Here is a 21,052-nt window from a genome sequence, read left to right as displayed (position 1 = left end):
CTTAACCATATTTATACGTAGTTATATTACTAATATAGAAAACTATTATTCATTTTTACTTAATTGGATGAAATCAATTCAAGCAAGTACATCCTAGCGTTAAATAGAGCGCATGCTCACTATCAAGATTTTTAATTAAAAATATAAATCAAGGTTTTATTATGCAACCAACGAATAATCAATATTATTCGTCGATTTCTCGTCGACGAAATAAATGGTCTGTGCTTTTCTGCGTGCAGGTGATGCTGGCCAGTTTCTCCTTTGTCGGTCAAGCATTGGCCGTCAATGAATTTGAGCTAGCAACGGATGCACAAGCAGCAAAATGGTCTGGCTATGTTAATGTGGGTTTTACGCGAAACATTTATGACTCGGAAAGTTATTACGCCTATCAAGCCTACAACATCGATAGCCGTATCGATTACAAGGCAAATTGGGGCAATGTGCTGTTTACCCTTGGGGGTGAAAAGCAAACACTACATGGCAAAGAGTCCAGTTTTTATGATCCTTTGCTGGAGTACCGCACGCCACTGTATGCCTTAACCGATACCGTCTCATTGAAAGGTAGTTTAGGTGTGTATCTGCCCGCAGAACGTGAATCAAAACTAGATAAGTTGCAATATGCGCCGCGCATTGCCGCGTACTTATTTTGGAGCCCGCTAGATAACCTAAGTTTTTATTTTTCACCGCGCTATCGCTACAACGCTTACCAATACAAAACCGCTGGTGAACGCGTGTTAGTTGAACAGCAACTCGATGGATTACTCGATGCTTATTGGCAAATAACGGCCAATTGGTATTTGGATATCAGTGGTCGTTATCGGATTTCCAAAAACTATTACGGTCGTCGACTCGATGATCAATTTACCTTTGCCCAAGAACTCGGTTGGTCGTTTAAGCCTGATTGGGTGTTGGCTGTTGGTCACAACAATAGTGGTCGTTTCTATAACCCAGAAGTGGGGACATCTCAGGGATTTGAGATTTATGACAAAAAGAGTTCAACCTTTTATTTGTCAATTACTAAATATCTATAAAAACAGTAGTTAAGAGGAATCTATGAAGAAGTCCATGGTATGTCTGGCGATCACCAGTGCACTGACCCTTGTGGGGTGTGGTGCCGGCGATGAGCCTTATAAAGAACTCCCGAAAGATGAAAAGCAAGTCACCACTGCCGACATCGATAAAGCAACTGAGCGGCAATATCTCTACATTCGCAGCGTGGGTAAGGCTCCGCGTTATGCTGCCGAGGTGCGAGGTTTTACCCAAGGTGATCCTAAGTTGGTGACCTTGCATAAAACTGAGAATGGTATCCAAGTACGTCAAATTGACCGAGATAATATCGGACTAGGCCATGACAGTCGTTATCCTAATGAGTATAACCAAGCGCCAGTGTTAACCATTCCTGGCGAATATATCGACTTTAAATGTACCGAAGATAAATGGCGTGAGTGCGTTAACGTTGAGCAAGTTAATACAGATGCTAATTTAACATGGCAGGATAAGCGCTATTTTGTCCCTGATTTTGCCAAAGCCAAAATTGCCGAGTTGAGCATTAATGACATTTTCACCTTTGGAGAATGCGTTACTGAAACAGAAGCCCCGCGTCTAGTGAATACTCAAGGCCAAAAAGGCTATGAGATGGATTTAGCTAAGGGCGTGGTTAACTTTGAAATTGAGCATACTTATCAAGCTTCACCAAGTTGCTTTAACCAATTTTACGGTGGCAACCTCGACAACCTATCCTTTACGACCACTGAGTTTATTTCGATTGTGGCGGTGGATCAATTAGCCAGTAAAGACTATCAAGCGATTCCCTATGCTGAAAATGAAAAGGGAGCATTTGGTTTCTTTACCTCCTCACATACCTATCGTGATGCGACTGACTCAGAGGGCGTTGACGGGTATGTGCGAACTTACTTAAATCGCTTCAATCCGGCCAAATCGGAACTGACTTATTACCTGAGTAATAATTTCTACGATGCGAAAAATAAACCCTTTTTGGATGCTGCCATTGAGTCTGTTACGGCAATTAACATTCAAAACAAGTTGTATAAAACCGGTTTTCCACAGATAAAGCTTGAGCAAGCAAACGATAAACGCCATGGCGATCTACGTTATAGCAACATTACCTTATTCGATGAGCCGCTAGATAATGGCTTGGCGGGTTATGGTCCATCAGCGGCAAACCCGCTAACAGGTGAAATTGTCAGTGCGCGAGTTAATCAATACAGCTCGAATCTAAAACAAGGCGCAGTTCGTTACTATCGCCAAGTGCGATTAGATTATAACAGAGGCAAATTGGACGCGAATTCAGTGACGTCGTTAACGGGCGAGCCATATGTCGCTCGTTTGGACAAGCCTGATGTCAGCCTAGGTAACGTGCCTGTTGAGGCAGCATTTGAGCAACCCACTCAGCAACTTATCGCTGCACCCAAATCGATGTTATTAACTCCCAAGGATAATAGTTTCGATGCTTTAGCGGATTTTGATGAAAAAACACAAGCGTTTTGGTCTGAAAACTCAATGATGCATGTGGATACCGTGTTTGCTACGGGTGGTAGTGATCGTGAATTACCTCGCGGCATCAAAGGTCATGAAATTGACTGGAAAAAAGCTGAAATGTGGGTTGATGGCAAAGTGGGCGGTAAGTTAGCGGCATTTGAAGATTTGCCTATAAGTTTACAAGACGCCTTAACGACAGCCCTAGCCGCACAAGCATTTGCTGGCACCTTAACCCATGAGTTAGGACATACCTTTGGCTTAAGGCATAACTTTGCTGGGAGTCGCGACCACGACAATACCTTTAACCAAGCGCAACTGACGGAGTTAAAAGCCGCCTTTAGCGATGCAGGTTACCCAGACATTACTGTTAATGCCGAGTTTTCGAGCCAAATGGATTACAACGTGAATCGGTTTGCGACCACGTTTGAACCCTATGACTTAGCTGCGTTACGTTTTGGTTATGCCCGTGAAGTGGAAACGAAAGCCAACGAATTTGTATCGCTCAAAGCAGAAGATGTCAAACGCCGTGACGAACTCGCCAAAGGGGTTGTTAATGGAGATACTCGATTTGGCGTGCTCTATAACATTGAGCAAAACAATAGCCTACGTCTGTATTCTTACTGCACTGATGAACATGTGTCCCTTAACAGCAACTGTAATCGTGGTGATGCAGGTAAAAACTTAGATGATATTAATCAGTTCTATATCGAGAAGTATTTTGATAGCTACGAGACCATGAACCTACGCCATAATCGTCAATCTTTATTTGAAGATCATAGCCTAAGTTACGCCATTAATCGTAAAGCTCAGTTTGATGAAATACGTCAATTCATTGAAGATGTGAGCTTTTTAGAGCAATTATTTGGTCTATCTGAAAACTTTTTCGCTGGTGAATGCGAACGATTGGCGGCGGCAGGTAGCGAGGCTTGGTATTGCACGAATCAGCGGGCGATGAATCAGTCGGCAGATTTCTTCCTTAAGCTGGTGGGAGAAAATGATGCGACCCTCGATGTGACATACAAGCAAGCCGATGGCAGCGTGGCCTTAAGACAACAGTACAATTTTGGCAAAGTACTTGAACAATATCGTTTTAAAAGCGGCGATATGAAGGTGAAGTTTGAACCAGGTGAGGTGATAAGTCAGTTCTCTGATTCTCCAGAAGCCTTGAAAGAGCTGATCATTAAATCGCAAATTAATCCTAAATTTCAGGATTTATTAACGGCGGATGTCAGCTTTTCGGGTCGCTTACTCAACGGTATTAAAACGCCTGCGTCCTCACCTAACCATCCCTATGTGAATGAGCGCGACGTGTTGGGGGTGTGGCCAGATAAATTGTTAGCCGTGAGAGCCTTAGTATCACGAACTACCCCACGTAGTACATCGAGTCTTGGTTATAAAGCATTGGTTGATTTACCTAATGTGGGTCCGGTGTTCAAAGATATGTTGTGTAAGATGACCATGGGCGAAGGCCCAGGGCTGACTCGTGGTAATGCACCCCTCTTTACCGAAAGCTGTGGCGTGAGTGGTAAGCTCGATAGCTATTTGCCTTATTACACTGATTTTGCGCAACAAAGTATTGAGCCATTACCTAATTATGACCGTTCGGTATCACGTTACTTCCAATTCGATACTGTTAACGGGCAGCCAAAAGGTAAGAGTAATTTACTGCAGATGATATTACGCCAAGTGGTGCTTGCATCCGTTGACAGTGATTATCAAGGCGAGCAAAAAGCTAGGGTATGGCGTGAATATGTTGGTATTCGTTTAGCTGGCCCAGCATTGGCTACTCAAGCAGAAGTGACGGTAAATGGCCGAGTGTACGCGGCAACCGCAGAAAACACCTTAGCACTCGCGCTGATTAACCGAATTAAAGAGATGGAAACCTTTAAGGCGCAAGCCGGGGAGGCCACGCTTGCCATCAAGTTAAACAATGGCACAGTAGGGGAGATCATTGATAGCCAGCTAAGTCGAGATCAGTTAGTGCTCAGTTACTTACCTGTGCTTGATTAAGTCACTTGAATCAAGATTAGCCGCACTCGCGGCTTTTTTTTATACATAAACAAAAGGCCGCTCAGTGAGCGGCCTTATTATTCATGCAATCTTGTATGGCTTAAGACTTAGTGCGTTTCATGGCGGTAAAGAACTCTTCGTTAGTCTTGGTCATCGCCAATTTATCGATTAAGAATTCCATTGCGCTGACTTCATCCATAGGATTGAGGATCTTACGCAGGATCCACATTTTTTGCAGTTCTTCTTGAGTCGTGAGTTTTTCTTCGCGACGGGTACCGCTGCGGTTGAAGTCAATGGCTGGGAACACGCGCTTTTCTGCCGCTTTACGTGACAAATGTAGCTCTTGGTTACCTGTACCTTTAAATTCTTCGTAGATCACTTCGTCCATCTTAGAACCCGTATCAACCAAGGCTGTGGCGATAATGGTCAAGCTGCCGCCGTGTTCGATGTTGCGTGCCGCACCGAAGAAGCGTTTTGGACGGTGCAGTGCGTTTGCATCTACACCACCGGTTAACACTTTGCCCGATGATGGGATAACAGTGTTATAAGCACGGGCTAAACGGGTAATCGAATCGAGTAAGATAACGACGTCTTTCTTGTGCTCAACCAAACGTTTTGCTTTTTCAATCACCATTTCGGCAACTTGAACGTGGCGGCTGGCTGGCTCATCGAAGGTTGATGCGATAACTTCGCCTTTAACGAGGCGCTGCATCTCAGTTACTTCTTCTGGGCGTTCGTCGATCAGTAATACCATCAACACCACTTCTGGGTTGTTGTAGCTGATGCTTTGAGCAATACCTTGAAGTAATAGCGTTTTACCGGCTTTTGGTGGTGCAACGATCAAACCACGTTGACCTTTACCAATCGGTGAGCATAAATCCAGAATACGTGCGGTAATATCTTCAGTTGAGCCGTTGCCGCGCTCCATACGCATACGTTCTTCTGCGTGGAGTGGGGTTAAGTTTTCAAAGAGGATTTTATTACGGGAGTTTTCTGGTTTATCGAAGTTAACTTCGTTGACTTTCAATAGGGCAAAATAACGCTCGCCTTCTTTTGGTGGGCGAATTTTACCAAAAATGGTATCACCCGTTCGCATGTTGAAGCGGCGAATTTGGCTTGGTGAGACATAGATGTCATCTGGACCAGCTAAATAAGAACCGTCTGAGCTGCGTAAGAAGCCGAAACCGTCTTGGAGTATTTCTAATACCCCACCACCGAAAATGTCTTCTCCACTTTTTGCGTGGGCTTTAAGGATTGAGAAAATAATGTCCTGCTTGCGAGCGCGGGCCATATTTTCGAGCTTCATATTTTCAGCTAGCGAGACTAGGTCAGAAATCGGCGTGTCTTTTAATTCAGTTAAGTTCATTTTGGGGGTCTTGTGTTACGCGACAAAGCTTACCGCGATCAATCAGTAAGGATGTAATTCAGGATAGTGATTGACGAGCGAGAAGAGGTTATTAGAAAGAATCTGGTTATTAAAGTAGCACTAACAAAGCGGGGCGTCCAGAAATTTAGGGAAATTCCGGCACAATTAATTTATAGCTTGTGCCGGAGGTCACTCATTACGACGTCAAATTAGATTTGAGCGTCGATAAACTCTTTCAATTGCGTTTTTGAGAGTGCGCCAACTTTAGTCGCGGCTAATTCGCCGTTCTTGAATAGCAGTAAAGTTGGGATGCCACGAACGCCATATTTCGCTGGAGAAACATTGTTTTGGTCAACGTTTAATTTAGCGATAGTCAAGCGACCTGCATATTCTTCAGACACATCGTCTAAAATTGGAGCGATCATTTTACAAGGACCACACCACTCGGCCCAGAAGTCTACCAATACTGGCAAATCAGACTTTAATACGTCGTTTTCGAAGCTGTCGTCACTCAGGTATATAATTTTATCGCTCATGATGTTCTCCAGTTTGGGTGCCATTGCTGGTTTGTTAATGGCTTACCATGTATATTGGGGCTGAAAAATAGCTTTTCAAGTTACCTTTTTACAATGTGGCTATTTCAAACGATCGAGTATCTTATTGCAACCTCAACAGGTAAGCTTGCGCTATGAGCGAAACACATCTATCTACCCAAAGGTTTGCCGACCTACCTCTACATCCTGAGGTTAAACAGGCCCTTGCCGAGAACGGCTTCGAATTTTGTACGCCGATCCAGGCGTTATCACTGCCTGTATTACTCCAATCAAAAGATATCGCAGGCCAAGCACAAACGGGCACTGGTAAGACAATGGCCTTTTTGGTCGCCACGTTTAATCATTTATTATCGACTCCCATACCTGAAGGTCGACTGATTAATCAGCCCCGCGCCATCATTATGGCCCCGACTCGCGAACTGGCGATTCAGATTGCCAAAGATGCGATTTTACTCGCTAAGCACACACACTTAAAGGTGGGTATTGTTTATGGCGGTGAAAGTTATGATGTGCAGCGTAAAGTATTAGATCAAGGTGTTGATATCTTGATTGGTACAACGGGTCGAATTATCGACTACGTTCGCCAAGGTATTATTGGCTTGAATTCAATTCAGGCTGTGGTACTTGATGAAGCCGATCGTATGTTTGATCTTGGTTTTATTAAAGATATTCGCTTCTTATTTAGACGTATGCCTGAGGCAAATCAACGTCTTAATATGTTATTTTCGGCAACCTTGTCCATGAAAGTACAAGAGCTGGCTTATGATCATATGAATGAGCCCGTTAAAGTTGAAATCGCCCCCGAAGAAAAAACCTCCAAAAACATCAAAGAAGAAATCTTCTATCCTTCCCAAGAAGAGAAGATGCGTTTGCTGTTGACCTTGATTGAAGAAGATTGGCCAGAAAAAGCCATCGTTTTCTCCAACACTAAGCACAGTTGCGAAACGCTTTGGTCTTGGCTTGAAGGTGACGGACATCGTGTGGGTTTATTAACGGGTGATGTGCCACAGAAAAAGCGTATTCGTATCCTTGAGCAATTTACCAGTGGTCAACTAGATATATTGGTTGCTACCGATGTAGCGGCTCGTGGTTTACATATTTCTGACGTTTCACACGTGTATAACTATGATTTACCTGATGATTGCGAAGACTATGTTCACCGAATCGGTCGTACGGGTCGTGCGGGTAACAAAGGCATGTCGATAAGCTTTGCCTGTGAAGAGTACGCATTGAACTTGCCTGCAATCGAAAGCTACATCAATCATTCGATTCCAGTAAGTAACTACGATAGTGAAGCTTTACTGGCCGATATTCCTACGCCAGCGAAGATCCACCGTAAACACCCTAGCGGCACTCGAAACTTGCGTGATCGTTCAGGGGCAAGCCGCCCAGGTGCTCAACGCAGTGGTGCTCGCCCTCCTCGTCATGATAGGACACGTAGACATTCGTAAATGCCAACACCCGCTTATGCCGCTATAACATTAGGCTCAAATAGTTTTAATATGCTGATCGCCAAAACGCGTGGTGGTCAGCCGCATATTATTGCGAAATATAAACGCAAGGTGAGGCTCGCCGAAGGCATAGGCAACGATGGCAAATTAAGCCCCGATGTCATGCAGCGCGGCCTCGACTGTTTGAGTATGTTTGCCCAGATGTTGGTGCAACATAAGATTGAAGCAAACCATGTTGCTGTGATTGCAACTGCAACTCTTCGCAGTATTAGCAATGCTGATGAGTTTAATCAGCGTGCATTGCCACTCTTAGGTCATCCGATCGAAATTATCTCTGGTATGCGTGAAGCAGAGCTTATCTATCAAGGTATGGTGGCGACCACTTGTGGTCAAGGCCGTCGCTTGGTTATTGATATCGGTGGGGCGAGTACAGAGTTTATCATTGGCGATGGGCATCAAGTGCTGTTCAAAACCAGTTTACCCTTTGGTAGTGTGACTTATAATCGCCAATTTTTCAGCAGTTTGCCGCTGCAGCAGTTAGATTTTGATGATGCTAAGCAGCAAGTGCTAATCGCATTAGCAGAGCATAGACAAACCCTACGTGATCTTGGTTGGCATTGTGTCGTTGGTGCCTCCGGCGCTGTACAGTCTGTGGTAGAAGTGCTACTTCACCGAGGGTTATCTGAAACTATCACACTCGATGTGCTTACTCAGTTGAAGGCTGAGATCCTCGCCCAAGAAGATATTAGCTTAATGGGGATTGCTGGACTTTGCAGTGAGCGAGCACCGACTTTTGCTGCGGGTGTCGCTATTTTATTGGCTTTGTTTGAGTTGCTGGGGATCGAGCATTTAGCCTTATCTGGCGGCGCATTACGTGAAGGTGTTTTAGTGATGTTAGCTCAGCGGATTATTGACGAAGTCAGCTAATGTTTTATTGAAACAGTATAAAAAATAAAGGCCGCGATGCGGCCTTTATTTTTTGTACTGTGTCGATTATTTCAATAAATCGGCGAGATCTTTTTCTAAGGAAACCGTTGGGCGTTCTACGATGCGGCCAACTTCTTTACCTTGCTGCAGTACAATAAAGGTTGGAATGCGGGTAAAGTCGTATTTTGCGGCTAAGCCTTCGGGATCTTTTTTCGTTCGGTCGACACCAATATAGGTCACTTTAATATTGGGATTAGTGACTTCTTCCATAATACGGATAAAGCGCGGCGTTTCCCGGTGACAATCTGGGCACCAAGTACCAATGATCACTACAATTTCTGTAGGTTCAGTGATGCTTTTAAGCGGGGTGATTGCAGTGGTATCGACTTGATAGGTTTTATACCCTTCAGCAAACTCATTGAGATCTGTGACTAAATGTTGTGCTTCTACTATGCCAGTTAAAATCACTTCTTGTTTCTCCTCACTGCAGGTCGCAATTAAACCCTGTTGTTGTTCTTCAAATCCACAGCCACCATTGGCTAGTACCTGACAACTAAAAAATAAGGCGGTAGTGGCTAGGAATGCCTTAACGTTATTGTGCATGATGCGCCCTCGAAATCGAAGAGAAAGAATGAAATTCGATTCAAACATTATTCTGGATACGATTAAAGCGATTAATTGATTTGCTGCAAGCAAGATCACGCATTGCTAATATCTATACCCAAGCTACCTGAAGATACGAGTTTCAGAGCGCCTAGGGTGCTTCAATTCAAGGCGCATCGATGACAAAATGTCGGCCACCTTTTGAATTGATGCAACACGGAAGTGGAGTGCCCTAGGCACTCCATCCCGGCGTGTTTTAACGCACTTTATGCTGTGTTGGTTATTTTTAACTTAGCCCGCTAGGTCTGCAAATAACCGCCTTGCCTAAAGTGCGTTAAATTCCCGCTGAATCCTGCATCTTCAGGTGGTTTGGGTATGTAAGCTTAACGATCACATAATTACATGTTTTTCGGAGTTAAGGCATTGAAAAAGTTCATCCCCGAATTGTGATTCGGGGACAGAACACATTGAGAGGATAAGGTAAATTACTTGATTACTGAGCCAGAATTTTTTCAAGAATAGGCTTATTAGCCTCGGGGAAGTCGTAATTGGTTAAGTCGGTTTTAGTGACCCAAGCGATAAGCTGACCTTCGAGGCCTTGAGCTGTGCCGTTAAATTCTGTGACTGAATGGATATCGAGTAGCACTTGTTTATCGGGATAGTCGAAACTCAACGCCATAAATGGCTGACTATCAGTGACATTGAGCGCGACTTCCTCTTTGAGTTCACGGATCAATGCCTGAGTGACAGTTTCGCCTGTCTCAACTTTACCACCAGGAAATTCCCATTTCCCACCTTGATGTAAATGATCTGGGCGTTTTGCCAACAGAATTTCACCGGCCGAGTTAGTAATAATGCCGACGGCAACATGGATGCGTTTAGTCATAATATTTATCGATTAATGAGTGGGTAAAAGTAAGTGCATTAAAGGCTTGAGCTGAGTTATTCGTGTGCAACCCCAAAATTACTCTTTAAAAAAATCGCCTTCATCGAGATCAAATTCATCAAATGCTTCTGGATCAAACTCGGCTTTGACTGGGATGACGTGTTTTTCTGACGCCCAATCACCGAGGTCGATCAACTTACAGCGCTCGCTGCAAAAAGGTTTAAATGCAGATTGTGGCACCCACTCGACAGGGGCTTTGCAGATAGGGCAGTTAACGGTCAATGGCATAATTGTTCTCTTGGTTAACGGCGATAAAGCGGCCGCCAATACTAATGTATTTCAGGCCATTAGTGTAAAGGCTTCATGCACAGGTAGCCAGTAAGAAATCAATTGAACGGTCGGAGTGGCGTTGTTGTTCAAACTGTACAAAATGGATAGCGAAACGGTTTTTATGGCCGCTAATCGTAGGATAACACCCGTGGGAAGCATCGACTTTAACCCTTACCAAAGCAAGTGCTTGGGCACTGTCACCTTGATAAAAGCCTGCGTGGGCAACGGCATTGTCGTAATGGGACGTGCTACGAGTAAGTTGAAGTAGTAACGTTATCGGGGTAAGTAAAGGTTCGAAATGGGCTATCCAAGAGCGATAATCGTGCTGTTTTTCTTCCCAAGGTTTAGATAGCCAATAATGCAGTTGTGGTAGGTCGAAGTTACAGCAAGCGCCTGGCATGCCGAAGCGTTGTCGTAGTGCGGAAATAAATTTGTCTTGTTTTAATTGGCTGCCGAAGCGTTCAGGCTTTTGTAACGGTTCGCGGGCTTGGGTGAGGGCATTGATATAGATATTGATTTGCTGGTGGTCGACGTGATCTAATTCTTGCCATTTGTTCAGTTGCAGCAAGTGCCGCTCAATATCTTTTAATACTTCATTGCGATAATCGCAGCGTTCAGATAATTCACAGAGGGAAAACAGCGGATAAAAACATCTATGTTGGTGGTCATTGCTTAGGTTACTTTGCAGCTGTTTATCGAGGTATTCGAGCCGCAAGTAGCTGCGAATTTTCTCGTTTAGGGGCTGTTCGTAAACTAATTCAGTCATGGGCGTTATGAGTACCAGATAGTTGTAAATAGCGTTGGTGCAATGCTAGCACCTCTCGTTTTAAGGTTGATATCTCTCCCTGATTATCAATAATGTCGTCGGCTCGGGCGAGTTTTTCGCTGCGGCTCAATTGGCTGTTAATGATGTTATTTACTTGAGATGCATCAACATTGTCCCTTTTTATGGTGCGGCTGATTTGCAACTCAGGCGAAATATCCACCACTAAAGTCCGATTGACTAACCTATCTAACCCGTTCTCAAATAGCAAGGGCACGACCATAATTACATAGGCCGAGGTTGCTTTTTCTACCTGTGCTAGCATTTCTTGGCGGATCATCGGGTGCAATAGCTGGTTTAACCATTCACGTTCTTCAGGGTGGCTAAATATCCGTTGCCGCAGTTTGGCGCGATCGAGTTCACCTTCTGGCGTTAACATCTCAATGCCAAAATGGCTAACGATGGCCTCAAGCCCTTTTGAACCCTGAGCGACAACGTCGCGGGCAACGATATCGGCGTCGACTAAGGTAATGCCTTCTGCGGCGAATAAATTGGCTACAGTCGTTTTACCGCTACCTATGCCACCAGTAAGGCCAACGATAAACTTTGACATAACATACTCCGGATAACTCAGTGCCTAGTTTGCCAGCTTTTACAGTGTTGATAGGTACCAATCAACAATCTGTTGTCCAAATAGCAAGGCTATCCAGCCTGCGGCAGCAATATAAGGCCCAAATGGGATGGGATTACCTTGCTTGAGGCGTTTACTGACAATCATAGTGATGCCGACGACTGCTCCGACTAAGGACGAAAGTAAAATCACCAGCGGCAGCATTTGCCAGCCGAGCCAAGCACCAAAAACGGCGAGCAGTTTAAAGTCCCCATAGCCCATGCCTTCCTTGCCAGTGAGGATCTTAAATAGCCAAAAAATGGACCACAAGCTTAAATAGCCTGCTGCCGCACCGATAATGGCATCGGTTGGGCTCGCAAAGGTATGATTTAGATTGATGATCAAGCCGAGCCAAAGTAACGGTAACGTCATTTGGTCAGGCAGCAGCATCTCATCAAGATCGATACCAGTAAGGGCGACAAGTATAAATGTCAGTATGCTCGCAAAGGCAAATTGCCAGCTTGGACCAAAGTGCCACGCTAAAGTCGCAACAAGTAGCCCCGTGATGAATTCAATTATTGGGTAGCGGGCGGAAATGGGGGCGTGACAAGCAGCGCATTTTCCCTTGAGCATTAACCAGCCGAATACAGGTAAATTATGCCAAGGTTTAATCGCCGTTTTGCACTTAGGGCAAGCAGAGCCCGGCACCACAAGATTATATTTTTCGGGGAAGCTATCTATAGGTGTATTGAGTTTATCAATACCGATTTGTGTGACTATCTCTGAGTGGTATTCCTGTAAATACTGATTACATTCTTGCTGCCATTCCCGTTTCATCATTACAGGAAATCTGTGGATCACTACGTTTAAAAAACTGCCTATGGTGGCGGCAAAGATAAAGCTTAAAACAATAAAGAGCCAAGGACTCTGGTTTAGATACTGGCCCAAAAGGGAGATAAATTCTGACATTTGATGTTCTTATTTATATTTTGAGGATGAGAAATTAAACTAGCCGCTAACAACTTTACCCATCTGGAAGATAGGTAAGTACATAGCAACAATTAACCCGCCAACGACAGTGCCGATTACCACCATCATAATCGGTTCTATCAGACTTGATAAGCCATCGACGGCATCATCGACTTGCATTTCATAGATGGTTGAGACTTTATTGAGCATGTTATCCAGCGAGCCAGATTCTTCGCCTATCATCACCATCTGCACTAACATATCGGGGAAGAGCCCTGTGGTTTGCATCGCGACATTCATCTGCATTCCCGCCATGACTTCTTGACGAATTTTTAAAATAGCTTTGCGATAGACCGCATTACCCGATGCGCCTGCGGCGGACTCTAAGCCATCAATTAACGGCACACCTGCGGCAAAGGTGGTAGCTAAGGTGCGGGCGAAACGAGCCATGGCACCTTTGTGTAAAATCGGTCCAATGGCAGGGATTTTTAGCACGGCTTCATCGACTCTATCTCTCACCATTTGCGAGTTTCGATGTGCGCGTACAAACAAAAATACGCCGCCGACAATGGCGGCTAAAAAGATGTACCAAGAGGATTGTAAGCCGCGGGAAATATGCAGTACCAGTTGCGTAAAGGCGGGTAGCTCTGCACCAAAGCCCTTAAAAATATCTTCAAACTGTGGCACCACAAAAAGAAGTAACAAAACTGTAACCAAAATAGCAACGATTACAACTGCAGCAGGGTAAAACATGGCCTTCTTAATTTTTGATTTGAGTGCTTCTGATTTTTCTCTGTAGGTTGCGACTCGATCGAAAACCAAGTCTAGTGAACCTGAATGCTCACCTGCGGCGACCAAGTCAACATATAGTTCGTCGAAGTAACGTCTATGGGGGCGCATGGCATCGGATAAGGGAATACCCGATTGAATCTCGGTTAAAATAGTACCCAGTAATTCTCGCATTTTAGTTTTTTCATGGCCACGACCGAGTAGTTCAAATGTCGTTACCAAAGGAACGCCAGCAGCAAGCATAGTCGCGACTTGACGGGTCATCATGGCAATATCCATAGGGGTGATGTTGGCTTCACCTAACTTAAATAGTGGAGAGGACTGCTTACGAACACTCTTTGGGGTAACGCCTTGGGATTTTAACTGGCTACGGATTTCGGCTGCGGTTGCACCTTTAAGCTCCCCTGCCGTTTTTTTGCCGTCGCGGTTAACGCCTTTCCATTCGAAGGTATAAATTTGGGGCTGGCTTTTTTGCTCGTTTTTTTTACCGCGAGACTTTCTTACTGTTGTTGCTGTAGCCATAAACAATCTCTATTTGGTTGTAAAAGCAGGGTGCTCTTTACAGTGATCTACGCTTAAAAACTCGTTACGCGATTGACTTCTGCAATGCTGGTAACACCATGAATTACTTTTAATAATCCAGATTGACGTAAATCACGCATCCCTTGCGCTTTAGCTTGGGAGGCGATTTGTAGGGAGTTGCCACCTTCCATAATAGTACGCGCTATTTCATCGGACATCTTCATCACTTCGTAAATACCAACTCTGCCTTTGTAGCCGCCGGAACAATGCTCGCAGCCCACAGGTTTAAAGGTGGTAAAACCCTGTGTAATTTGTGCTTGGGCAAAACCTAAACGTAATAGTTCATGCTCGGGGATGATTTCAGCTTGCTTACATTCGGGGCAAAGTCGACGCGCCAAACGCTGGGCAATAATCAGGTTAACTGAGCTAGCTATGTTATAACCTGGCACGCCCATATTGATTAAACGAGTCAAGGTTTCGGCGGCCGAGTTAGTGTGTAAGGTCGATAATACTAAGTGACCCGTTTGTGCCGCTTTAATGGCTATTTCGGCGGTTTCAAGATCGCGAATTTCACCCACCATCACCACATCGGGGTCTTGGCGCAGGAATGAACGTAAAGCGGAGGCGAAAGTGAGGCCGGCTTTTAAGTTAATGTGGACTTGGTTTACGCCCTCAAGGTTTATTTCTACCGGATCTTCGGCGGTAGAAATATTACGCTCTTCGGTATTAAGAATATTTAACCCTGTATAGAGGGAGACGGTTTTGCCTGAGCCTGTAGGGCCGGTCACTAAAATCATCCCTTGGGGTTTTGCCAACATCTCAAGGTAGAGTTTTTCTTGGTCAGGCTCGTAACCAAGCTTTTCAATGCCCAATTGTGCGGAGGATGAATCCAAAATCCGCATTACAATTTTTTCGCCCCACAGGGTCGGCAAAGTGCTTACCCGAAAGTCGATGGACTTAGTGCGGGAAAGTTTCATCTTGATTCGGCCGTCTTGTGGCACGCGGCGTTCGGCGATATCAAGTTTCGACATTACCTTTAACCGAGCCGATAAACGGCCGGCGAGACTTATCGGCGGTTCAGAGACTTCGTGTAAAATACCGTCGATGCGAAAACGAATGCGGTAGCGCTTCTCATAGGGCTCAAAGTGTAAATCCGAAGCGCCTTTACGAATGGCATCGGTTAGAATTTTATTGATATAGATAACAATAGGCGCATCGTCACTGGCTTCACCTGCCGGTTCATCGCTTCGCTTATCTGTATCTGCTATTTCTATGGCGCTTAGTGCCGCTTCATCCATGCCGCCTAAATCTAGGCCGCTAATATCTACTTCGAGAATTTTCTCCAGTGCTTTAGCCAATTTATCTTCTTCAACTAGAATCGCTTCAGCGTGCAAGCCCGCACTGAATTGAAAGTCCTCAAGAGCGGCGATATTGGTCGGGTCGGATGTGCCTATATATAGGCGATTTCCTCTTTTAAATAGCGGTAAGCAACGGTGTTTCTCAATGAGTTTTTTATTGAGGAAATCCTCAGGAATCGAGGCAAGCTCAAATTCATTGAGATCGAGTAGTGGCGTGCCATATTCCTCATAGCAGAGTTCGGCAATAGCACGTGCTGAAATTAGTTTACTTTGCACTAAAGTGCTGACTAATGCTTGTTTATTCTGACGGGATTTTGTGATGGCATTAGCCATCTGCTCTTCATTTAGCAGGCCCTTACGGATAAATAGGGTGGATAAACCTAAATGAAGGCCAGTAGTAGGCATGCAAGTTCAATCCGAAATTTAAATAGAAATAGAGATGAAAGAGACTAAAATGTATAGCCTCTTTCATTGTGAGAATTTTTTAATTTAAGATTGTCTTATAATCCCGCGCCTTTAGCACACAAGGCTGAATCATCTCCAGAGGCAGCTCCATCGGTGATAGCATATGTTACACCACCAGTTCCTGTAAACGTGGCTGTTAATACGCACTTACTTTCAGTCCATACAAGTGTTACAGCTGTGTTTTCTGCTACAGCACCAGCAGCTAGATCAGTAAATTTAGGATTACTATTTACTTCGGTAACAATTTCAGAACAACCTATATTTGTTTGAATACAAGTTTGAATTTTTTGAGCAAAAGCAGTTATACCTTTCATCGATGCACTGCCTTGGGCTGTCGTTACGTAATCCTTATAAGCTGGCAGTGCAATTGCTGCCAAAATACCAATAATGGCGACAACGATCATCAGTTCGATCAGAGTAAAACCCTGAGCTTTTTTATTTAATGCTTTGTTTAAATTCATGGCCTTCATTTTTCTCTCCAGCTAACTATTTAGTGACTTACTGTGGTTGAATAGAGTGTTTAACCTAACCGCTGTTTTACTCTATAAATTGTGTTATCTCATCAAACTTTATTACTCATTTATGTCAATAAAATCATTTATATGATCTATGTAACATTAACAGTACACCGATGATCTTGAATGACCCATGTGTAATGACTCATGCTGATTTATCCAAGCTAGCTTTGCTAAATTAGCACTAAGTTAATGCTGGGTTAGCGCTTGTTTGAATAAATTGTTTCGGCAACCGCACCTTAGGCTAACGTTTTCAAAAATATGCCTCTCAAAAAACGTGAACTAGGCAATTTTAAAAAGAATCCCAGTGCTGACCTTAGGTGAGGTTGACCAAACGGCCATCTCGCCTTGGTAAAAGTTAGTACAAAGTTAGGTAAAAGGAAACAAAAATTAAGTATAAAGTACTAATAAAGTGTTGTTTTTGTATAAAAGGCTAACTTATCGACATATTAGGTTATAACAACTTTTTGACAATATCTGTTTAGCTGGCGTGTGTCTCTATGTTGTCAAATTGGTGACATGAAATGGTGACGGGGTGGGGGAATCGTGAGGGTGAATGCTGAGTATGATAGTGCTGGCACGATTTCACATTTGGTTTGGAGGAGTCCTACAAAAAAATGCATTTCGCCTTAATATTTTATGAGTGGAATGTGCTTACGGTACTTTGCGAGAACATTCCACTACCAGCTAACATCCAGCGGTTTTAAGCTTTTAATCTGAGTGATAAATCTAAGGCGCGAACATGCTTAGTGAGTGCGCCAACTGAGATATAGTCCACCCCTGTTTTGGCGAATTCGGCTAAGGTACCTAAGGTGACATTACCAGAGACTTCGAGCTTAGCGCCGGCGCCTTTAGCTTTATATTGATTGTTCATTTCAACCGCTTCGACCATCTTAGTGATGTCGAAGTTATCTAACATTATGATATCTGTGCCAGAGTCGAGTGCTAAGGCGAGCTCTTCGAGTGACTCCACTTCGACTTCAACGGGTTTATTCGGGTACAAGCTGCGGGCGGTATCTACGGCTTGGCGAATACCGCCACAGGCCATAATGTGGTTTTCTTTAATCAAAAAAGCATCATATAAACCAATACGATGGTTTTTTCCGCCACCGCAGGTGACGGCATATTTTTGTGCCGTGCGTAGGCCTGGAATTGTCTTGCGAGTATCTAACAAACGAGTGTGAGTCCCCGCCAATTTATCGACATAATGTTTGGTTAAGGTGGCAACACCAGAAAGTGTTTGAATAAAGTTCATTGCCGTGCGTTCGCCAGTGAGAATAGCGCGCGCAGGACCTGATAATTCACATAATAGCTGGTTGGGTAATACTAGATCGCCATCATCCACATGCCAATGCAGTGCGACTTCACCACCGAGTTGGTTAAAAACCTGCTCTGCCCATGCTTTACCACAAAAAACGCCTTCTTCACGGGTGATTAAAGTGGCTTCAGCGTACTTATCGGCGGGGATCAACATTGCTGTGATGTCGCCATAAGCGATGGCTTTGGTTTGATCGTTGATTTCGGTGCCACCTAAGTCTTCACTGAGGGCAGATTTTACTGATTGGCGGATATCGTTTTCTAACATAAGCGGAGTCCTTGCATTACGGCCTACTTGCATTTTAGGTTTAGATTACCACGGCCTTAGGTCTCACGGAACAGGTTGGAAGATTGAGCAAAAGGAGTAAGCTGCAGCCTTATTAAAATTGAGAGTGGATGGTTTGCACCATGATCTCAATGTTAAAAGATAGCTCAGTCAGTAAGTTCCGTGCGCAGGGTTTCTTCTTTGCTTGGAGGAATACTGTTAGAGTAAGCCAGTATATGTGGCATAGAGGATAAGCTCATCATGCGGTTTGATTCGGGTTGGTGTGATAGTGCGAGGCGTTGTGAGTCGCCACATTTTAATCAACGTCCCTTGAATGAGGTGAGTTTGTTAGTGATCCACAATATTAGTCTGCCCGCAGGCTGCTTTGGATTACCTTACATTGATCAATTATTTCAAGGGTGTTTAGATACTAATGCCGATTCCAGCTTTGCACCGTTGCAGGGGTTGCAAGTGTCGGCGCACTTTTTGATCCGCCGCCATGGCGAGCGTGTCCAATATGTAAGCTGTAATGACAGGGCTTGGCATGCTGGGGTGTCTCGTTATGGCGAGAGAGAGAATTGTAATGATTTTTCCATTGGTATTGAACTGGAAGGCACAGATACTGAGCCTTACACTTCTGAGCAATATCAGTCACTCATCGAGTTAACACAAGCCCTATTGGTAGAATATCCATTGCTGAGTATTGAACGGATTGTGGGTCATTGTGATATTGCGCCAATGCGGAAAACGGACCCCGGGCAAAGTTTTGATTGGGAAGGATATTTAGGCAAGTTAAAGGAATATACTCGGGCGTTGCGCTCTTAGTTAATCACTTAACTTTTTGGATTTTAGACGTATTCCATATAAACCTAGACTATTTATGGACAAATTATAGAGGTACAGCCCATGGCATTATTTTCACTCTTGGTCGCCATTTTAGTGGAGCGACTTAAATTTCTTCCTTCATCATGGCAATTTGATCGTTTACTGCAATCCTATCAGACAACATTTTTCGGTGATAAAGCGTCACTGACAAGCGTGATGATGGCGTTGGCGTTAGTGCTACCAGCCTTGTTGGTATATGTTTTATCTTGGTTAGTGGCGGGAATGTTTTGGGGCTTATTAAGTTTAGCACTATGGATTGTTGTGGCCGTGGTTTGTTTTAACCATCAGAAACAGCGTGATATTTTCAAAAAGTATATGCAAGCGGCTTGTCGCTCAGATGTCCAAGCTTGTTACCATTATGCTGCCGAACTCGATTGTAGCGAGTGTTTAGATGCTGTGTCCGAGAAAGACCTAGGTGCCAAAGTGGGTCAAAGTGTTGCTTGGATTAACTATCGTTATTATGGTGCCGTGGCGCTGTTTTTCATTTTTTTAGGTCCAGTCGGTGCTGTACTGTATTGCACGGTACGTTTTTATGCCGAAGAGAATGCTCGTAAATCTCTAGAGCTACCCTTAGTCAACGAAGTGATTACGATACTGGATTGGTTACCGAGCCGGATTTTCGCCTTTGGTTATGCCTTAAGTGGTCAATTTAGTGAAGGTTTAGCGGCGTGGCGCCGTAATGGGTTGACCTTAAATGTGAGCGCTCGCACTGTGGTTGCTGAAACGGCATTAGCGGCACAACCTTTACCTGAGGTCGCAAGTGCACCTATATGTGTACAATCAACCTTAGCATTATTAGTGCTCAGTAAACGTAACTTTACACTTATTGTTGCAATACTTTCATTACTGACCATTTTCGGATTGGTGAGTTAAAAGAAGGATGCTTTGCAGCGAGAATCGAGAACGCTTCGCTGCTAGGGGGCGTCGCTGTGCTCCTTCTAGTCTAGAACCTAGAGCCTAGAATCTATCCGCTGCGCTTTTTGCAGCGCCTAGTAGGGCGAAGCCCGTGCTTTTGTCAAATGGTCTGACCCCATAAACATTTTTTTCCGCTATGCTCTCTCTTCGTGAGTGCTTTTGATCGAGATCGCTTTTAAGGAGTGATCTTCAATCTGGACATCAAAACGCTGATTTGATAAAGTGCGCTCACTCAAAAAAATTGGTAAGACCAATTTACAACGGAGCTGAGCGCCTGATGGCCTATAGTAAAATTAATCAGCCAAAAATTTCTGACGTGATCATGGCGCAATTAGAGCAAATGATTTTAGAGGGTAGTTTACAGCCCGGTCAGAAGTTACCGCCTGAACGCGAACTGGCGATCCAGTTTGAAGTGTCTCGACCTTCTTTGCGTGAAGCTATTCAAAAGCTTGAGGCAAAAGGACTGTTAATGCGCCGCCAAGGCGGTGGTACTTATGTCAAAGAACAACTCTGGCAGACCCTTGCCGATCCTATTGTTGAACTGATGAATTCAGATCCAGAGAGTCAGTACGACTTACTGGAGTTCCGCCATGCCACCGAAGGCATGATGGCCTATTTTGCGGCCCTGCGTGGTACCGACGCCGATATGCAAAATATCAAGCGTATGATCCTCGAGGTGGAAGCCGCCACCGATATCGAACAAAAAGCTGCTGCGATTGTGCGTTTTTATCGTGCTGTGGCGGAAGCGTCACATAACGTGGCTATGTTACACCTCGTTCTTAGTTTAACCCCTGTGCTGCATCAAAATGTGGCGCAAAACCTGGAGCTTTTAAGCCGCCGCGAAGAAGCTTCTACTATGGCTAACGATCACAGACGGGCATTGCTCGCTGCCATCGTTCGTCGTGATCCCGACGCCGCCAGAGAAGCCTCGAATGAACACTTAAGTTACATCGAAGAGGTGATGTTATCTGTGCGGGAAGAAGATAGCCGGTTGCAGCGAAGCTTGCGCCGTTTAAAGAGTGGCGCTTAAGTTCTGTGATTTAGCTGCCAGCT

The 21,052-nt window shown here is 44.4% G+C and carries 19 protein-coding genes; 7 read left to right on the top strand and 12 right to left on the bottom strand.

Annotated features, from left to right (window positions below; all coding sequences use genetic code 11):
- The first annotated feature begins 161 nt into the window (after positions 1-161).
- Together KFE26_RS18895 and KFE26_RS18890 are read left to right on the top strand one after the other, a co-directional pair.
- The gene (locus tag KFE26_RS18895; RefSeq protein ID WP_212601345.1) at positions 162-1,031 is read left to right on the top strand and encodes a hypothetical protein; all 870 of its coding nucleotides are present in this window, start codon (positions 162-164) and stop codon (positions 1,029-1,031) included.
- 22 nt (positions 1,032-1,053) lie between these two features.
- Entirely contained in the window at positions 1,054-4,509 is a 3,456-nt protein-coding gene (locus KFE26_RS18890; protein WP_212601344.1) for a zinc-dependent metalloprotease, read from the top strand.
- Positions 4,510-4,609: 100 nt separating this feature from the next.
- On the opposite strand, the gene rho is transcribed toward KFE26_RS18890, so the two are convergent.
- Both rho and trxA read right to left on the bottom strand, forming a co-directional pair.
- The gene (rho, locus tag KFE26_RS18885; protein ID WP_011787892.1) at positions 4,610-5,875 is read right to left on the bottom strand and encodes a transcription termination factor Rho; all 1,266 of its coding nucleotides are present in this window, start codon (positions 5,873-5,875) and stop codon (positions 4,610-4,612) included.
- Between the two features lie 209 nt (positions 5,876-6,084).
- On the bottom strand, positions 6,085-6,411 hold the full coding sequence (gene trxA / locus KFE26_RS18880; protein WP_105250415.1) for a thioredoxin TrxA: 327 nt from the start codon (positions 6,409-6,411) through the stop codon (positions 6,085-6,087).
- Positions 6,412-6,563: 152 nt separating this feature from the next.
- On the opposite strand from trxA, the gene rhlB reads away from it, so the two are divergent.
- A complete protein-coding gene (gene rhlB, locus KFE26_RS18875) occupies positions 6,564-7,880 on the top strand; it encodes an ATP-dependent RNA helicase RhlB (RefSeq protein WP_063884693.1) in 1,317 nt (438 codons plus the stop codon).
- The gene (locus KFE26_RS18870) at positions 7,881-8,807 is read left to right on the top strand and encodes an exopolyphosphatase (protein ID WP_212601343.1); all 927 of its coding nucleotides are present in this window, start codon (positions 7,881-7,883) and stop codon (positions 8,805-8,807) included.
- A 66-nt stretch (positions 8,808-8,873) separates the two neighbouring features.
- Here KFE26_RS18870 and KFE26_RS18865 read toward each other — a convergent pair whose 3' ends face one another.
- From KFE26_RS18865 to nadC, 10 genes are all read right to left on the bottom strand, one after another.
- The gene (locus KFE26_RS18865) at positions 8,874-9,410 is read right to left on the bottom strand and encodes a thioredoxin family protein (protein WP_106649212.1); all 537 of its coding nucleotides are present in this window, start codon (positions 9,408-9,410) and stop codon (positions 8,874-8,876) included.
- Between the two features lie 493 nt (positions 9,411-9,903).
- The gene (gene mutT, locus KFE26_RS18860) at positions 9,904-10,296 is read right to left on the bottom strand and encodes an 8-oxo-dGTP diphosphatase MutT (RefSeq protein WP_131523409.1); all 393 of its coding nucleotides are present in this window, start codon (positions 10,294-10,296) and stop codon (positions 9,904-9,906) included.
- Positions 10,297-10,374: 78 nt separating this feature from the next.
- Positions 10,375-10,584 carry a DNA gyrase inhibitor YacG gene (yacG, locus tag KFE26_RS18855; protein ID WP_006083355.1) on the bottom strand — a complete coding sequence of 70 codons (210 nt, stop codon included), beginning with the start codon at positions 10,582-10,584 and terminating at the stop codon, positions 10,375-10,377.
- 73 nt (positions 10,585-10,657) lie between these two features.
- Positions 10,658-11,392 carry a cell division protein ZapD gene (gene zapD, locus KFE26_RS18850; protein WP_212601342.1) on the bottom strand — a complete coding sequence of 245 codons (735 nt, stop codon included), beginning with the start codon at positions 11,390-11,392 and terminating at the stop codon, positions 10,658-10,660.
- On the bottom strand, positions 11,385-12,002 hold the full coding sequence (gene coaE / locus KFE26_RS18845) for a dephospho-CoA kinase (protein ID WP_212601341.1): 618 nt from the start codon (positions 12,000-12,002) through the stop codon (positions 11,385-11,387). Before coaE ends, zapD begins: the two co-directional genes overlap by 8 nt.
- Before the next feature lie 39 nt (positions 12,003-12,041).
- Positions 12,042-12,968, bottom strand: coding sequence for an A24 family peptidase (locus KFE26_RS18840; protein ID WP_131523412.1), 927 nt, complete (start codon positions 12,966-12,968; stop codon positions 12,042-12,044).
- Positions 12,969-13,007: 39 nt separating this feature from the next.
- A complete protein-coding gene (locus tag KFE26_RS18835) occupies positions 13,008-14,279 on the bottom strand; it encodes a type II secretion system F family protein (RefSeq protein ID WP_131523413.1) in 1,272 nt (423 codons plus the stop codon).
- Between the two features lie 53 nt (positions 14,280-14,332).
- Complete coding sequence (pilB, locus tag KFE26_RS18830; protein ID WP_131523414.1) at positions 14,333-16,042, bottom strand: type IV-A pilus assembly ATPase PilB; 1,710 nt, start codon at positions 16,040-16,042, stop codon at positions 14,333-14,335.
- A 95-nt stretch (positions 16,043-16,137) separates the two neighbouring features.
- Complete coding sequence (locus KFE26_RS18825; protein ID WP_131523415.1) at positions 16,138-16,572, bottom strand: prepilin-type N-terminal cleavage/methylation domain-containing protein; 435 nt, start codon at positions 16,570-16,572, stop codon at positions 16,138-16,140.
- A gap of 748 nt (positions 16,573-17,320) precedes the next feature.
- The gene (gene nadC, locus KFE26_RS18820) at positions 17,321-18,202 is read right to left on the bottom strand and encodes a carboxylating nicotinate-nucleotide diphosphorylase (RefSeq protein WP_131523416.1); all 882 of its coding nucleotides are present in this window, start codon (positions 18,200-18,202) and stop codon (positions 17,321-17,323) included.
- A 258-nt stretch (positions 18,203-18,460) separates the two neighbouring features.
- Between nadC and ampD the strand changes: the two genes are divergently transcribed.
- The 3 genes from ampD (at position 18,461) to pdhR (ending at position 21,029) form a co-directional block, all read left to right on the top strand.
- Positions 18,461-19,024 carry a 1,6-anhydro-N-acetylmuramyl-L-alanine amidase AmpD gene (ampD, locus tag KFE26_RS18815; RefSeq protein WP_131523417.1) on the top strand — a complete coding sequence of 188 codons (564 nt, stop codon included), beginning with the start codon at positions 18,461-18,463 and terminating at the stop codon, positions 19,022-19,024.
- Positions 19,025-19,105: 81 nt separating this feature from the next.
- Positions 19,106-19,957, top strand: a complete 852-nt coding sequence (ampE, locus tag KFE26_RS18810) for a beta-lactamase regulator AmpE (RefSeq protein ID WP_173496212.1) — start codon at positions 19,106-19,108, stop codon at positions 19,955-19,957.
- A 319-nt stretch (positions 19,958-20,276) separates the two neighbouring features.
- Complete coding sequence (gene pdhR, locus KFE26_RS18805; protein ID WP_105250401.1) at positions 20,277-21,029, top strand: pyruvate dehydrogenase complex transcriptional repressor PdhR; 753 nt, start codon at positions 20,277-20,279, stop codon at positions 21,027-21,029.
- The last annotated feature ends 23 nt before the right edge of the window (positions 21,030-21,052 follow it).

The organism is Shewanella sp. M16 (assembly GCF_018224605.1).
In the GTDB taxonomy this organism is placed as follows: domain Bacteria; phylum Pseudomonadota; class Gammaproteobacteria; order Enterobacterales; family Shewanellaceae; genus Shewanella; species Shewanella oncorhynchi.
The sequence above is the reverse complement of the archived record's forward strand: the minus strand, read 5'-3'. Positions and strand labels throughout refer to the sequence as shown.

Bases quoted from the DNA above. Each gene is read 5' to 3' on its own strand.
- rhlB (WP_063884693.1), top strand. From the start codon at position 6,564: ATGAGCGAAACACATCTATCTACCCAAAGGTTTGCCGACCTACCTCTA.
- ampD (WP_131523417.1), top strand. From the start codon at position 18,461: ATGCGGTTTGATTCGGGTTGGTGTGATAGTGCGAGGCGTTGTGAGTCG.
- pilB (WP_131523414.1), bottom strand. From the start codon at position 16,042: ATGCCTACTACTGGCCTTCATTTAGGTTTATCCACCCTATTTATCCGT.
- KFE26_RS18835 (WP_131523413.1), bottom strand. From the start codon at position 14,279: ATGGCTACAGCAACAACAGTAAGAAAGTCTCGCGGTAAAAAAAACGAG.
- nadC (WP_131523416.1), bottom strand. From the start codon at position 18,202: ATGTTAGAAAACGATATCCGCCAATCAGTAAAATCTGCCCTCAGTGAA.
- KFE26_RS18890 (WP_212601344.1), top strand. From the start codon at position 1,054: ATGAAGAAGTCCATGGTATGTCTGGCGATCACCAGTGCACTGACCCTT.
- zapD (WP_212601342.1), bottom strand. From the start codon at position 11,392: ATGACTGAATTAGTTTACGAACAGCCCCTAAACGAGAAAATTCGCAGC.
- pdhR (WP_105250401.1), top strand. From the start codon at position 20,277: ATGGCCTATAGTAAAATTAATCAGCCAAAAATTTCTGACGTGATCATG.
- KFE26_RS18825 (WP_131523415.1), bottom strand. From the start codon at position 16,572: ATGAAGGCCATGAATTTAAACAAAGCATTAAATAAAAAAGCTCAGGGT.
- yacG (WP_006083355.1), bottom strand. From the start codon at position 10,584: ATGCCATTGACCGTTAACTGCCCTATCTGCAAAGCCCCTGTCGAGTGG.
- trxA (WP_105250415.1), bottom strand. From the start codon at position 6,411: ATGAGCGATAAAATTATATACCTGAGTGACGACAGCTTCGAAAACGAC.
- KFE26_RS18865 (WP_106649212.1), bottom strand. From the start codon at position 9,410: ATGCACAATAACGTTAAGGCATTCCTAGCCACTACCGCCTTATTTTTT.
- KFE26_RS18870 (WP_212601343.1), top strand. From the start codon at position 7,881: ATGCCAACACCCGCTTATGCCGCTATAACATTAGGCTCAAATAGTTTT.
- mutT (WP_131523409.1), bottom strand. From the start codon at position 10,296: ATGACTAAACGCATCCATGTTGCCGTCGGCATTATTACTAACTCGGCC.
- ampE (WP_173496212.1), top strand. From the start codon at position 19,106: ATGGCATTATTTTCACTCTTGGTCGCCATTTTAGTGGAGCGACTTAAA.
- rho (WP_011787892.1), bottom strand. From the start codon at position 5,875: ATGAACTTAACTGAATTAAAAGACACGCCGATTTCTGACCTAGTCTCG.
- KFE26_RS18840 (WP_131523412.1), bottom strand. From the start codon at position 12,968: ATGTCAGAATTTATCTCCCTTTTGGGCCAGTATCTAAACCAGAGTCCT.
- KFE26_RS18895 (WP_212601345.1), top strand. From the start codon at position 162: ATGCAACCAACGAATAATCAATATTATTCGTCGATTTCTCGTCGACGA.
- coaE (WP_212601341.1), bottom strand. From the start codon at position 12,002: ATGTCAAAGTTTATCGTTGGCCTTACTGGTGGCATAGGTAGCGGTAAA.